At 42.2% G+C, this 15,460-nt stretch carries 10 protein-coding genes; all 10 read right to left on the reverse strand.

Annotation, left to right across the window (positions count from 1 at the left end; genetic code table 11):
- Positions 1 to 236: 236 nt before the first annotated feature.
- The gene (locus tag BUF11_RS15990; protein ID WP_073589854.1) at positions 237 to 2,099 is read right to left on the reverse strand and encodes an ABC transporter ATP-binding protein; all 1,863 of its coding nucleotides are present in this window, start codon (positions 2,097 to 2,099) and stop codon (positions 237 to 239) included.
- Positions 2,092 to 4,338: an ABC transporter ATP-binding protein gene (locus tag BUF11_RS15995; protein WP_073589855.1), complete on the reverse strand. Its 2,247-nt coding sequence runs from the start codon at positions 4,336 to 4,338 to the stop codon at positions 2,092 to 2,094. The genes BUF11_RS15990 and BUF11_RS15995 overlap by 8 nt, the downstream gene beginning before the upstream one ends.
- Before the next feature lie 42 nt (positions 4,339 to 4,380).
- Positions 4,381 to 4,896 carry a MarR family winged helix-turn-helix transcriptional regulator gene (locus BUF11_RS16000; RefSeq protein ID WP_073589856.1) on the reverse strand — a complete coding sequence of 172 codons (516 nt, stop codon included), beginning with the start codon at positions 4,894 to 4,896 and terminating at the stop codon, positions 4,381 to 4,383.
- A gap of 271 nt (positions 4,897 to 5,167) precedes the next feature.
- Positions 5,168 to 6,445: an O-acetylhomoserine aminocarboxypropyltransferase/cysteine synthase family protein gene (locus tag BUF11_RS16005; protein ID WP_073589857.1), complete on the reverse strand. Its 1,278-nt coding sequence runs from the start codon at positions 6,443 to 6,445 to the stop codon at positions 5,168 to 5,170.
- 18 nt (positions 6,446 to 6,463) lie between these two features.
- Entirely contained in the window at positions 6,464 to 8,956 is a 2,493-nt protein-coding gene (locus tag BUF11_RS16010) for a homocysteine S-methyltransferase family protein (RefSeq protein WP_073589858.1), read from the reverse strand.
- Positions 8,957 to 9,084: 128 nt separating this feature from the next.
- Positions 9,085 to 9,483, reverse strand: coding sequence for a hypothetical protein (locus BUF11_RS16015; protein ID WP_073589859.1), 399 nt, complete (start codon positions 9,481 to 9,483; stop codon positions 9,085 to 9,087).
- Positions 9,484 to 9,510: 27 nt separating this feature from the next.
- Positions 9,511 to 11,292, reverse strand: coding sequence for a bifunctional homocysteine S-methyltransferase/methylenetetrahydrofolate reductase (locus tag BUF11_RS16020; RefSeq protein ID WP_073589860.1), 1,782 nt, complete (start codon positions 11,290 to 11,292; stop codon positions 9,511 to 9,513).
- Between the two features lie 224 nt (positions 11,293 to 11,516).
- Positions 11,517 to 11,945 (reverse strand): hypothetical protein, encoded by a 429-nt coding sequence (locus BUF11_RS16025; protein WP_073589861.1) that lies wholly within the window; start codon positions 11,943 to 11,945, stop codon positions 11,517 to 11,519.
- Positions 11,946 to 12,021: 76 nt separating this feature from the next.
- The gene (locus BUF11_RS16030; protein WP_242952386.1) at positions 12,022 to 12,714 is read right to left on the reverse strand and encodes a response regulator transcription factor; all 693 of its coding nucleotides are present in this window, start codon (positions 12,712 to 12,714) and stop codon (positions 12,022 to 12,024) included.
- A 19-nt stretch (positions 12,715 to 12,733) separates the two neighbouring features.
- Complete coding sequence (locus BUF11_RS16035) at positions 12,734 to 15,421, reverse strand: sensor histidine kinase (RefSeq protein ID WP_073589863.1); 2,688 nt, start codon at positions 15,419 to 15,421, stop codon at positions 12,734 to 12,736.
- Positions 15,422 to 15,460: the final 39 nt, after the last annotated feature.

Raw genomic sequence — 15,460 nt, forward strand, 5'->3', positions numbered from 1 at the left:
TTGAATAGAAATAATACGTTGCTTTTATGTTATTTACAAACCATGTCAAAGCCATGGCAAAAAAGTTATGAAAAAATGAATAAAAAAATCCCCCTGAAAATACCCTGACAAGGATATTTCCCAGGGGGAAATTCTACGTCCCTATATTTAACTTAATCTATCTTACCGACCCCATTGCATAAACCATCTGCCTGGAGATGATTTACTGCCTCAAATCAGGGTGTGCTAATCTCCAATTAAGCTGTCTCTTCAAACTGTGAGTTGTAGAGGCTTGCATAGAAGCCGTTCTTCTTTAAGAGCTCTTCGTGGCTGCCCTGTTCTACAATGTCACCATCCTTCATTACAAGGATAATGTCCGCATCACGGATTGTTGAGAGTCTGTGGGCAATAACGAAGCTGGTTCTTCCCTTCATCAGGTTATCCATTGCTTTCTGGATTCTCACCTCTGTTCTGGTATCAACAGAACTGGTTGCTTCATCCAGAATCAGAATCTTAGGATCTGCAAGAATGGCTCTTGCAATCGTTAAGAGCTGTTTCTGTCCCTGGGATACATTGCTGGCTTCTTCATTCAGCTCCATCTGATAGCCGCCGGGAAGCGTCTGGATAAAGTGATGGGCATGGGCGGCTCTGGCGGCTGCAATTACTTCTTCATCCGTAGCATCTTCCTTGCCGTAACGGATATTTTCCATGATACTTCCGTTAAAAAGCCATGTATCCTGCAATACCATACCGAACATCTTACGAAGCTCACCACGGTTAAAGTCTTTGATATTGTGTCCGTCAATTAAGATATCACCGGAATTAACATCATAGAAACGCATTAACAGCTTCACCATAGTAGTCTTTCCTGCTCCGGTGGGTCCTACGATAGCAATCTTCTGACCTGGCTCAATCTTTGCCGAAAAGTCATTGATAATGATTTTATCAGGGTCATAGCCAAAATGTACATGGTTAAATTCTACCCTGCTGACTACAGTTTCGGTATTTACCGGATTGGCGGCAAACTGGTCTTCTTCGGCTTCATTTAAGAATTCAAATACCCTTTCTGCAGCTGCAGCGGTCTGCTGAAGCTGTGTGGATATCTGCGCTATCTGTGCAATGGGCTGGTTAAAGCTTCTTACATACTGGATAAAGGACTGGATATCACCAACCTCGATCGTCTTTTTAATAACCAGATAGCCTCCTAAGATTGACACAGCAACATATCCAAGATTTCCGACGAAAGCCATAATAGGGTGCATCATGCCGGATAGGAACTGGGACTTCCAGGCTGAATTATAAAGCGTATTATTTGCCTTTTCAAATTCTTCAATTACCTGCTCTTCCCCGTTAAAGGCCTTCACAATATTATGTCCGGAATAAACTTCTTCCACCTGGCCGTTAACGTGGCCTAAATATTCCTGCTGGGATTTAAAGTATTTCTGGGATTTCTTCATTATAAAAGCAATTAATAAAGAAGAAATCGGAAGAGTAAGGATTGCTACCAGAGTCATTCTGCCGCTTATGGAAATCATCATGACAGTGATACCAATTATCTGGGTGACGGCGGTTATAATGGGTGTGATACTCTGATTCAAGCTCTGTCCCAGGACATCAACATCATTGGTTACTCTTGATAATACTTCACCCACAGTCTTTGTTTCAAAGTATTTCATGGGCATACGGTTTATCTTGCTGGAAATCTCTTTTCTCATTCGATAAGTAACCTTTTGGGTTACGCCTGTCATGATATAGCTCTGCACAAAGGAGAATATAGAACTGATAACATAGAATCCTAAAAGCAGAAGAAGCGTTTCTCCGATTTTAGTAAAGTCTATTTCTCCTGTACCCTGTACTTTGCCTAAAAGTCCTTTGAATATATCTGTTGTAACATGACCAAGTATTTTAGGTCCTATGATAAAGAAAATTGTACTTCCTATTGCAAACAGTATGGCAATTATAATACTGATTTTATAAGCGGATATATATTTTACAAGCTTTGATATGGATCCTTTAAAATCCTTGGGCTTTTCTACCGGTCCTCCGAAAGGACCTCCGCCCATGGGGCCTCTGGAATGCTTTGCCGTTTTTGCTGTCTGTACATTCTTTTCATCACTCATATGCCAATTCCTCCTTTGACAACTGTGATAACGCAATTTGGTTGTAAACATCGCAGTTCTTTAACAGTTCTTTATGAGTGCCTTTTCCGACGATCTTACCGTCATCCAGTACTATAATCTGATCTGCATGAAGAATGGTTGAAATTCTTTGCGCTACAATAATAATTGTCTTATTCTCAATTTCTTCATTTAAAGCTTTACGAAGCAATACGTCCGTCTTGTAATCCAATGCAGAAAAACTGTCATCGAATATAAAGATTTCCGGATCTTTAGCAATTGCTCTTGCAATAGAAAGCCTTTGTTTTTGACCGCCGGATACGTTACTGCCGCCCTGGGATATGGGAGTCTGATATTTTTCTGTCTTCTCCTCAATAAAATCAACCGCCTGTGCAATGCGGGCAGCCTTTTTCATCTCTTCTTCACTGGCATCTGTCTTGCCGTATTTAATATTGGATTCAATGGTACCGGTAAAGAGTACTCCCTTTTGCGGTACAAAGCCGATCTTATCCCTTAGGTCATGCTGATTCAACTCTCTGATATCAACACCATCCACGAAAATATTTCCGCCCGTAACATCATAAAATCTCGGAATCAAATGTACCATTGTGGATTTACCGCTTCCGGTACTTCCGATAATGGCTGTTGTTTTACCCGGTTCTGCAGTAAAGCTGATATCCTCTAATACTTTATCATCTGCATTGGGGTATTTGAAATCAACAGATTTAAATTCCACATAACCCTTTTTATCCGGCAGAAGTGCTTGGGGACAGACAGGATCATGTATCGTTACCTTGGAATCCAGCACCTCTAATACACGCCCTGCTGCGACCGATGCTCTTGGCAGCATAATAGATATCATGGAGAACATTAAGAATGACATGATAATCTGCATGGTATATTGCAGGAATGCCATCAGGTCACCTACCTGCATTTCTCCGTTATTGACACCGTGAGCACCGCTCCAGATAATAAGAACGGATACACCGTTCATAACAAGCATCATTAATGGCATCATAAATGTCATTGCCCGGTTTACAAACAGATTGGTCTTCGTCAAATCCCTGTTGGCTTCATCAAAGCGTACTTCTTCCGACTGCTCCTTATGAAAGGCACGAATTACGGAAAGTCCGGTAAGTATCTCTCTGGTTACAAGATTCAAACGGTCTAACAGTTTCTGTAATGACTTGAATTTCGGCATAGCTACAATAAATAAGGTACCTACAATCGTAATAATCAGGATAACCGCCAGTGCAATAATCCAGGTCATGGATACATTGGTATTTAGAACCTTAACAATACCGCCGATAGCAAGAATCGGCGAATAAAATACGATTCGGATCAAAAATACCAACATCGTCTGAATTTGCTGGATATCATTGGTGTTTCTTGTAATAAGAGATGCCGTTGAGAAGTGGTCGAACTCTGAATTAGAAAAGCTTACAACCTTTCGGAATACCTTGCCTCTTAACTCTTTTCCCAGTTTGGCTGCCATCCTGGAAGCGAAAAAGCCTACCAGTACGGTAGAAATCATGGCGATAAGAGCTAATCCAAGCATTTTTAAGCCCGTAAATAAAATATAATGGGTCTGAATCTTATCGGTATCCATTCCCAGTGCCTGGTATTCGTACTTCACGATTGCTGCTGCCCCCTGGGATTTCAGGGAATCCGGCGTGTCTTCTATTTTCTTCGTAATTGGCTCCAGGAATTTATTTGCTTCTTCTTTTGGTAAGGAAATTATCATCGCTAATAAAGGGGCTTTTTGTAACTCAGCCGGAACTAATTTGGCAACCTGCTCCTTTAATTTTGCCGTGGCATCACCTTCCATTCCTAAGGAACCTACGATTAACATAGGGTCATCGATAATCTGGTCTAGATTATCCGTTTTCTCCTTGTCTAAATCCTTAAGAACATAGATATTTTCCTTTTCCAAAGCCGGATATTTATCAAGATAATCCTTGTATTCTTCTGCGGATACGGAATCTTTTGTTACTAATGTATAGGAATCCAGTACTTCCTTCTGTCCCTTATCATCCAGGAAATAGAGAACCGCTTTCATATAGTTTTCCTCTATTGCCTCTGGAACTGCACTTTTTATTCCTCCTCCCTGTATTCCCACATCCACAATATCGGAAGTATAAGTAGGAAGGGATAAATCGCAATAAGCCTGAAGTCCTAAAAGAGCTATCACTACAAGCATAATAGCCCAGGAGGATTTTAACAGCTTTAATATTTTTAACATAGCTGCTCCTTTCTGTTATGTTTTTTCTGTCATCTTTAGGGATTAAAGCGTGCTGCTTTCATCGGATTCCTTTGTTACCTCCTGCATGGCATCATATAGCCTGTTGAGTGTATGAATCAGATTCCTGGCTTCTTCCTCTCCCATTTTCTGAATTGTCTTTTCCATAAATTCATGGATTCTTTTCGTGGAATCCTGGATAATCTCATTCCCGGTTTCCGTAAGTGTAATATAAACTACTCTGCGGTCCCTGGTATCTGTTATTCTTTTGATATAATCCTTTTCTTCTAAACCTTTTAACATTTTGGATGTGGCAGATTTGGTAGAATGAGCCCTTTTACAAAGCTCGCTTATACTAACGCCGGGAGCACAGTCTTCCCCTTTGTCCTCTCCGCACTTGCCACCACCGTGATGGATAGCTCCTAACATCATGAACTCTGCCGGATGAAGCACTCTGTTGGAATGAACCTTTCCCATCAGCTTGCGTACATTGCTAAAAGAAGTGAAAAGCTCCCGTGTTATGGTTTCTTCCAGTTTCCTGTCGTCCTGTATATCTGCCATTTCTATTCTTTCCTCCTTAAGAACTTCCTATAATCAAGCTCTTATTGTTGGTTATAAGCTTGTTTTAGTTGAACACTTCAACTATTGAGGTGTTCAACCATTAATTATAGTTCTTTTTTTCCCTAAGTCAAGATAGCTTTTAAAAAATAGCAATTTCCATAATACATTTGCATTATGCGATTTTTTTATCTTCATAATGCACAAAATGAAAAAAGATTGCAGGTATCTACTATCATTGTACCATGCAATCTCTTTTCTATAGTTTCTCTGTCTATATCTGTTCCAGTGCCTGTCTTAAATCCTCTATGATATCCTCTGCATTTTCTACCCCTACGGAAAGACGTATCAGATCCGGTGCCACTCCGGATTCCCTTAGCTGTTCATCCGTGAGCTGCCTGTGTGTATGGCTTGCCGGATGCAGCAGGCAGGTTTTACTGTCGGCAACATGTGTTACAATGGAAGCCAGCTTTAAGCTATCCATAAACTTTATTGCCATGTCTCTTCCGCCTTTTACTCCAAATGCCAGTACTCCGCAGGACCCCTTAGGCAGGTATTTTTCTGCCAGTGAATGATATTTATCACTTTCCAGACCGGAGTAATTCACCCATGCAACCTTTTCATTCTTTTCTAGAAATCTTGCAGCTGCCAGGGCATTCTCACAGTGCTGCCTCATGCGCAGATGAAGAGTTTCCAGTCCAAGATTTAAGTAAAAAGCATTCTGCGGAGATTGGACAGCGCCGAAGTCCCTCATAAGCTGTGAAGTTGCCTTGGTGATATAAGCAGCTTTTCCGAACTTTTCTGCATATATAATACCATGATAGGAATCATCCGGTGTTGTAAGCCCAGGAAATTTATCAGCATGGGCATTCCAGTCAAAATTACCGCTGTCCACAATACAGCCGCCCACACCCGCTGCATGTCCGTCCATATACTTGGTAGTGGAATGGGTTACAATATCTGCTCCCCACTCAAAAGGCCTGCAATTAATAGGCGTTGCAAAGGTATTGTCAATAATTAACGGAACCCCATGGGAATGCGCCAGTCTGGCAAATTTTTCAATATCCAGGACTGAAACGGTGGGATTGGTAATTGTCTCTCCAAATACTGCCTTTGTATTAGGCTTAAAGTACTTGGAGAGCTCTTCCTCTGACAGCTCCTGGTCCACAAAGGTACACTCAATACCCATTTTCTTCATGGTTACGCCAAACAGGTTAAAGGTTCCTCCGTAAATGGCGGAAGAAGCTATAAAATGATCCCCTGTCTCACATATATTAAAAACAGCATAAAAATTAGCTGCCTGTCCGGAAGAAGTTAACATTGCTGCCACTCCGCCTTCCAACGCACATATTTTACCTGCTACTGCATCATTCGTCGGGTTTTGAAGTCTTGTATAAAAATACCCTTCTGCCTCCAGATCAAACAGCTGCCCCATTTCTTCGCTGGTATCATATTTAAAGGTAGTACTCTGATAAATCGGCAGCTGACGGGGCTCCCCCCTCTTAGGCTTCCAGCCTTCATGAATACATTTTGTTTCCAGTTTGCTATCCATAACTTATTCCTCCAAAAATTATATTTTCAAAAGCTTCTTAATTACTGCTACGGTCTCTCCGGCATCTTTTGCGTAGCCGTCGGCTCCTATTTCATCCGCATAGCTTTGTGTAATAACCGCACCCCCGATAACAATCTTAGCCTTAATACCTGCTTCTTTCTTAAGGGCTATTACCTTCTTCATTTCCAGCATGGTTGTGGTCATAAGGGCAGATAATGCAATAACATCCGCATTGTGCTCCTTTGCTGTCTCAATAACTTTCTCGGTGGGCACATCCTTACCCAGGTCAATCACATCAAAGCCGTAATTTTTAAGCATCAGAACCACCAGATTCTTACCGATATCATGGACATCCCCTGATACTGTGGCAATTACCACAGTTGCCAGCTTTTTCTTCTCTTCCTGTCCTTCCTTTAACAGCGGTTCCAGATAATCAACAGCTGTCTTCATGGTTTCTGCGGAAGAAATCAATTGGGGGAGGAAATAAATCTGCTTATCAAAAAGCCTTCCCACCTCATTAATCCCAGGAATTAAAAGCTCGTCCAGTACAAAAGAGGGTTTTACTTCTTCCTTTAGAGCTTCTTTCACCTTATTTAGAACCTCTCTCTTATTTCCCTTAATAACAGCCTCATAAACCTGATAGAAAATCCCCTTTTGTAATGCCTCTGACAGATTTTCTTTCTCTTCTTTCTTTTTATTCCCATCCGCCGCACTACTGCCAGGGCCTTTATGCTCTGTACCGGAAATAACGGAAGCCGGATGATCTGTCACCCTCTTTATATAGCGGATATCCGCTTCCGCCTTTGCTGCAAGAAGGTCTGCCGCAAAGGCGGTATTCATCAAAAGTTCCTGGGAGGGATTTGCAATTGCCATGGTTAAGCCTTCCTTAATAGCAATTGCCAGGAAGGTGCTGTTGACAAACTGCCTCTCCGGGAGCCCAAAGGAAATATTTGATAATCCTACCACCGTTGCCAGTCCCAATTCTTCCTTGCAATAGCGTATGGTCTCCAGAGTTTGAAGAGCAGCTTCTTTGTTGGCACCCACGGTATTCACAAGCCCGTCAACCACAATATCTTCTCTTGTCAGACCATTTTCCTCTGCCGCTTTTAGAATTGTATGAATGATTTCTTTCTTCTCTTCTAAATCCTTTGGAAGGCCTTTATCCGATAATGGAAGAAGTATAAACATAGCTCCGTATTTTTTCGCAATGGGCAGAAGTTTTTCTATCTTTTCCTTCTCTAAAGAGATGGAGTTTATAAGAGCACGTCCCGGGTAGATGCGAAGGGCATCCTCCATTACATTAATATGGCTGGAATCAATACTTAAGGGCAGGTTCGAAAATCCGGTAACTTCATACACGGCATTTACCATTGTTTCTTTCTCATCAATTCCGTTCATACCCATATTAACATCCAGAATATCTGCACCGTCTTCTTCCTGCTTTCTTGCAAAATCCGTCACCATCTGAAAGTTTCCCTGCCGTAATTCTTCCTGAAGGGCTTTCTTTCCGGTAGGATTAATCCGCTCACCAATAATTAAGAATTTTCCGGTATCCGGTATTTTAAGTGCCCTTCGCTCTGTGGTCAGTATTCTCACCCTTTCAGGGTTAAGAACAGGCGGTGTGAGACCTCTCACTGCCTCATGAAGTACAGCCAGATGTCTTGGCGTAGTTCCGCAGCATCCTCCTATAATTCCTGCCCCTGCTTCTGCAAGTCTTTTTGTTTCCCGTGCAAATTCTTCACTCTCCATGGTAAATACGGTTTCATCATTTATAAGCTGCGGCAGCCCTGCATTTGGCTTTGCAATAATAGGAACAGAGGCATACCGCTTCATTTCCTTTACAATTTCATACATCCCCTCCGGTCCGGTGGAACAGTTAACACCAACCGCATCCGCACCCATCTTCTGAAGAACCGTAATGGCTGTTACAGGGTCTGTTCCGTAAAGTGTCCGGTTATTCTCATTAAAGGTCAGGGTAATCATTACCGGAAGATCACAGGCCTCCTTTACGGCTAACAGAGCTGCCCTGCACTCCTGAAGGCTCATCATGGTCTCAATAACAAAAAGATCCACCCCTGCAAGAAGAAGGTAAGCAATCTGCTCCTTATATACCTCCACCAGTTCCTCAAACATAAGGGTTCCCACCGGATAAAGCTGCTGCCCTGTCATGGTGATATCTCCTGCAATATATACCTCCCTGTCCGCTTTGGCTTCCCTGGCAGCCTTCTTTGAGAGCTTCACAAGCTCCTGATTGATTTCCGATATCCTGTCTTCCAAGCCATATTCCGTAAGCTTAATCCGGTTCCCTGTGAAGGTAGGTGCATAGAGAATATCCGTCCCCGCCTGGATATATTCCTTTTGGAGCTTAATTAAGGCATCAGGATTTTTTAGAATCCATTCCTCCGGGCATACTCCTACCGGCATACCGGCTTTTTGCATATTGCTGCCGGTTGCACCGTCCAGCAAAACAATCTTTTGCTTTATAAGTTCTCTGAATTTTTCTTTCGTCATGGCAACCTCTTTCCTGAATATCAATTATTATGAATATTCATAAATATGTAGTAAGAAAATTTATTTTCCACATAGACTCCATGTGGCGCGCTTAAGTGCGCACTCCAATCAGAAATGGAAATTGCTTTTTAATTTCCACATAGCCACATCTTTGCTTTTTCGAAGTCATCTATAAAGTTAAAGGCAAAGCTTATGCCTTTACCGCTGTGATTAAACTGCTCTTTGATAACCTTCTTTATTTTCCGGTCAACACCTACAAATACAACTCTTCGAAGCTTTTGGAATTCTATCAGCCGGTCCGCTATCTCTGTTGCCATCTCTTTGTCAACAGCTGTCTGGTTTAAGTTGATACCTATAAGCCCGGTAGCCGAAGGTCTTTTTATGGAATCCATATCTTTTTGAAATTTTTCCATCACAAGTTCTTTCCGGTCATAGAGGGCATCCAATTGGCAAAACCATATCTCTCCTCCCATATATGCCATAGAAAAGGATTCTCTGACAATAATATTATTCTGTGCATCCTTCATATGTTTACCGCCTCCCGCCATACATCCTTACTTAATTATGATCTTCTCCATCAGGCTTACCCGGTTAAAGGGAAGCATAAAGTAATAACCGTCTGCATAAGGGCTTAAATCCTTTATTATCTGACTGGCAATATCCGCACCTACCCATTCCGCTTCTGCTTTGTCCATATCGGGGCGGTATTTTTCTACTACCCAGTCCGGCACATGAATACCGGATATTTCATTCTTGATAAAGTTGGCATTCCGGTAACTTACTAAGGGCATAATGCCGCAGAGAATCTTGGTATTAACCTTTGCCTTAATCTCCTCAAGCCTTCTGATATCTTCTTCTGTAAATACCGGCTGGGTCAAAAAGTAACTTGCCCCTGCCTCTATCTTCTTTTCCATCCGTTCAATCACCTTCTCTATCGGACCTCTGCCGTAATTTAAGGCTCCTCCATAATAGATGGGTTCCTGTGCAAAATGTTCCCGGTTCATTTCCTTCACATAATTCATGAGCTGGATGGAATTATAGTCAAATACTCCTGTGGTGGACTGCCTGTGTTCACTTGGAATGGGATCTCCGGTTACAACAAGAATATTGCGGATACCATTCGTGTAAGCTCCCAGTATGCAAGAGCGCATGGCAATCATATTCTTATCCCGGCAGCAGATATGAGGCATCACCGGGAGCCCTGTCTCATTGTGAAGCTTTAAGGCCATAAGTACAGAATCCACACGGCTTCTTCCCATAGGAGAATCTGCAAGGGTAATGATATCCGTCCCCGTTTCCTTTAGCCTGTGTGCACAGGCAATGACCGCTTCATCTTTTGCATCAAAGGGCGGATCAAGCTCAACAGCTACTACCTTCTTCTTTTCTTTAAAAACCTGATAGAATTCATTGGGCCTTACTTCAACCTTCGCTTCCCGCATAACCGATAATACTTTTCGTTCGCCTCTGTAAGATTCCTCTAAGGAAAGCTTCTCTGCCATATTCTTAATGTAATCCGGCGTGGTACCGCAGCATCCTCCCACCGCATCAATACCCAATTCACATATCCTCTGGATATTTTCCCTGAAATACCCCTCATTATCCATGAATATCAAACGGTTCCTGAATTGCTCAGGGTATCCGGCATTTGGCATTGCAAAGATGAATTTGCCGGCAGGAAGAGTGAGCTTTCTTAATATCTGGTACATATGTCCGGAACCGATACCGCAGTTAAATCCTCCCGCTTCAATTTCATCTGTTTCCTCTATGGTTTCTAAGATTGACCTGGCGCTGATTCCCTTTGCCGTAAAGCCATTCTTATTTAAGCAAAAATCCGTTATGATAAAAGCAGCGGGTTTCTTATCCCTTATATACTTAACAAGCGGCTTTAAGTAGTAAAAATCCGAAAAAGTTTCAAAGAGAAAGATATCTCCGCCCTCTTCTAGGAAGGCATTACAGATATCCTGATATTCTGAAAGGATGTCCTCCTCTGTTCTGGTTCCGTTTTCCGGAATGGGACCGATGTCGCAGGCAATATAGACTTGCTCTTTGGCTTTCTTAACGGCTCTCTTAGCAAGCTGATAGGCTTTTTTAATCAGTTCCTTTTGTTCTTCCTTTGTCTGATTCAGAGTCTGGCGGTTAGCCGCAAAGGTATTGGTGCGGATCAGCTCTGCACCGGCCTTAATATAGGCCTGATGTATATTTACAATGGTATCTTCTTCTGTCAGGTTGCCAAATTCCGAAACTGCACTGTCATTGTTTAAAAATCTGGAATAATAGGTACCCATGGCACCGTCTGTTATTAGTTTATGTTCCGTTAAATACTCTCTTAATTCCATGGTTTTATCCTCTCTCCTTCAATGACCTTTCTCTTATTCCTGCTTTGCTGTATATTTATGCAGGTTTGCTGCCGGTATTTTTTCATTTCTTCTATCATAATCAGAAATGCATAAATTGTCTACTAAAAATATTGACAGAAAAGAAAAACGTGAGGCTGCTGCATTTTGGATCATACTCTCCAAAATAATTTGCAACAGCCCCACGCCATTTTTCTTTGATATTTTTATATAAATTTCTTACATTCGCTGATATTATTTTCTTCAAATTTTAAAAGTCTTTGCCCCAGGCTTACAATCTCCTTATCCGCTTCCTGATACTTACGGTTATTCCGGATAATGTCTATTACTCCCATCGTACTGCCCTGCATCATCATTTCTGCTATATGGGAGGCAGATTTATCCGTAAGGGTCTTTACATTAATCATGATATAGGCCGATACCTTCTGGTACAGGCTGATATCCTTTTCTTCCTTGCTCTTTTCCCTTAGAATCCTTTCCGCTTCCTTCTCAATAGCTTCATACTCCTTGTACTGGGAATTTAAAATATCTTTAAACTCTTTCTCTTCTACAATATCCAGAAGCTGTCCGATGGTTTCGGTCCCCATCTGGGCATTCTGGTAAATATAATTTAAATACTCTGCATTTGCATCCATGATATTACCTCCTGGCAGATAATATCTTCCAAATTCCATTATTTTATACTTTCTTTTACAAATGCCTTTCGCTTTTTTATTTATCTGCCATTCGGTAACCTACACCCATTTCTGTCAGGATATATTGCGGTTCACCCGGATTCTTCTCAATCTTTCTGCGGATGTTAGCCATATTCACCCTAAGGGTACGGCTTTCATTGGCATAGGGACCCCATATTTCCCTTATGATATAATCATGGGTCAATACTTTTCCCGGATGCCTGGAGAGTAACGCCAAAATCTTATATTCTATGGGTGTTAAGTGTATCCTCTCTCCTGCCATTTGAACAATTCTTTTATCAAAATCGATTTTCAATTCCCCTATAGTGACAAAGCTCTCCTGCTTTTCTTCTCCATCCTTGCTCCTGATGCCGTGCCTTAGGGCTGTCCGTATACGGGCAAGTAATTCCGAGGTACCAAAAGGCTTTACGATATAATCATCTGCCTCCATATCCAGTGCCTGGACCTTCTCCCTTTCATAACCTCTGGCCGATACTACAACAATTGGAATCTTTGACCACATACGGATGTTTTTTAGTACTTCAAGGCCATCCATATCCGGCAGTCCCAAATCCAGCAGGATTAAATCAGGAACATGGGAGGCATTCATCTGGATGGCCTCTTTTCCGCCTGTACACCGGATTACCTTATAGCCATTTGCCGTTAATACCGCAGAAATAAAATTACCTATGGTCTCATCATCTTCTACTACCAAAATTAAAGGTTCCATATTCCATTTCATCTCCTTCTCAATTTTCTTCTACCGGCAGATAAAAGCGGAAAGCTGCGCCTCCTCCGCTGCGGTTTTCGGCTTCCATTCTGCCGTTATGGGCTTTTATAATCGACATACAGATGGAAAGGCCGATTCCCATTCCCCTGGAAGAGTCTAAGGGCTTATCCCCGCCCGGCATATAACTGTCGAAGATATAGGGAACATCCTCTTTTAGTATACCTCTTCCATTATCCAGCACCTCAAATACCGCCCATTTTTCCTGTTTCTCAAGATGTATTTCAATGAATGCGTCCTCTTTGGAATGCTTTATGGCATTTTCCAAAAGATTAATAATAACCTGTGCAATCAAAGTCCCATCCATAGGCACCTCTAAAAGTTCTTCCGGTACCTTCACCAGGATATTTCTGCCAGGATACCGAATCCGGATCCTGCCCACAGCTTCCGCAATCACTTCTTCCCCGGCTTCCAGTGTCTTTGTCACATTCATCGTACCTTCCTTAATACGGGTAACGGATAAGAGATTCTCCACCATTCTGATAAGCCACTGGGAATCCTCCCTGATATTTACAACCAGCTGGTGGTTGGTCTCCGCATTTAAAGTACCTTCATTTTCCAATATGGCGGAACTGGCTCCTAAAATTCCGGTAAGGGGAGTACGAAGATCATGGGAAATGGCACGTAAAAGATTACTCCGCATCTTTTCCTTTTCTGTCTCTACAAGAATATTCCTCTGCTCATCACTTAGCCTCTGGCGCTCCAGTGCCATAGCAACAAGAGGTGCGATCATTCTTAAAAACAGCCGGTTATTATGATCCAGGTTCCCTTTTTTACAGGAAAGCCCAATTACTGCCAGTACATTACCCTGAAACAGTACCGGCTGGTAATATGCTCCGGCACCCATTAAGGTATCCGTTCCGGCTCCGGCTCTTTTCTGATTGACAAATACCCAATGAGCGACTGCCTTTTCATCGTCTGACCGCATAAAAGAGGCATCTTCCTCTTCTTCGGACTGCAAAAAGCCGCCATTCATTTCTGCCTTATCATTTATAGTATAGAGTATAACAGATCTGCCAAAAAGCTTCACTGCATAATCCAGAACAAGGGAAACAATATTTTCAGTTTCTCTGGTAGCAAGAAGCTTTTTATTGATTTCGTACATAACTTCCGTACGGTGCTCTCTCTCAACGGCCAGCCTTGCCTGTGTCTTGATTCTTACAGTCAGAGCACTTGTAATCAAAGCCACCAGAAGCATTATTAAAAAAGTCAGGGGATATCCGTTGCCAATGGCATTAAAGGTAAAATACGGTTCTGTGAAAAAGAAGTTAAAGAGCAGTACACTGACAATGGAACCAAACACTCCGTAAAAATAGCCTTCCGTAATCCTGGAGACAATAAGTACTGACAAAATGAATACCATAATAACATTCTGCTCCCCAAAATTTAAGGTCTGCAGTCCTTCACAAAGAAGAAGGGAAATTAAAAGGATACCAGCCATTTTAATCATATCACTGCCTTTAAAGCTAAGATGAGGCTTTAAAAAAATCAGCCTGCCTTTTGCCTTAAATCTTCTTGTCAGTGCACTGTCCGGAATAATATGAACCTCTATCTGCGGAAGCAGAGAAATCAACTTGTCTTCAAAATCCATTTCGAAAAGGCTCTTTATCGTCTTTTTGTTCCGGCTCTTTCCTACTACAATATTCGTGATTCCCGACAGTCTGGCATACTCTGCTATGGTTTCGGCAATATCATGTCCGTTCAGGGTGGTCACCTCTGCCCCCAACTTCTCAGCCAGTTCCATATTCTCTCTGATAGCCTGTTTTTGCTCCGATGCAGGCATATCCTCTTCTTCTACATATACCGCAATCCAGTGGGCATGAAAGGCTTCCGCTGCTCTGGCTGTCCAACGAAGACATTTTGCAGAGGAAGGGGAGGCTCCTATGCAGACTAAGAATTTGGTACTTGCCATCTTTTCCTGCATGACCCGTTCATTCTGGTTTTCATTACTGATACGCTCCGTGGCCTTTCTAAGGGCAATTTCCCGTAAGACCTTTAGATTTTCCACCGTAAAGAAATTGTTCATGGCAGTTTTTGCCCGCTCCTCCCGGTAGACCTTGCCCTCCTTTAACCGGTGCAATAGCTCTTCCGGCTCTATATCAATCACCTTAACCATATCTGCCCTGTCAAATATGTAATCAGGAACGGTTTCCCTTACCGTTATTCTGGTAACATCTTCAACCACATTATTAAGGCTTTCAAGATGCTGCACATTTACCGTAGTGTAAACATCAATTCCTGCATTCAAAAGCTCTTCCACATCCTGATAGCGTTTACGGTTCCTGGAACCTGCTGCATTGGTATGGGCCAGTTCATCCACCAGAATCAGCCGCGGCTTTCTTTTCAAAGCCTCGTCCAGGTCAAATTCCTTTAACTCCATGCTTTTATACGGTATAATTTTAGGCGGCAGTACAGGAAGTCCCTCTAAAAACCGCAAAGTTTCAGGGCGTTCATGGGGCTCTGCATATCCAACCAGGACATCCGTTCCCATATTGTAACGGTCCTTTGCTTCATCCAGCATAGCGTAAGTTTTCCCGACTCCGGCAGCATATCCGAAGAAAATTTTTAATTTTCCGGTTTCTTTTTCTTCCTCATCTTTTATTTTTTCTAAAATCGCCTCGGGATCCGGGCGATAATCCTGATTATCCATGTTACTCCTCCATGCATATCGAAAGTTTACTTGCGATAC

It is taken from the genome of Anaerocolumna xylanovorans DSM 12503 (assembly GCF_900143645.1).
GTDB classification, from domain to species: Bacteria; Bacillota; Clostridia; order Lachnospirales; family Lachnospiraceae; genus Anaerocolumna; species Anaerocolumna xylanovorans.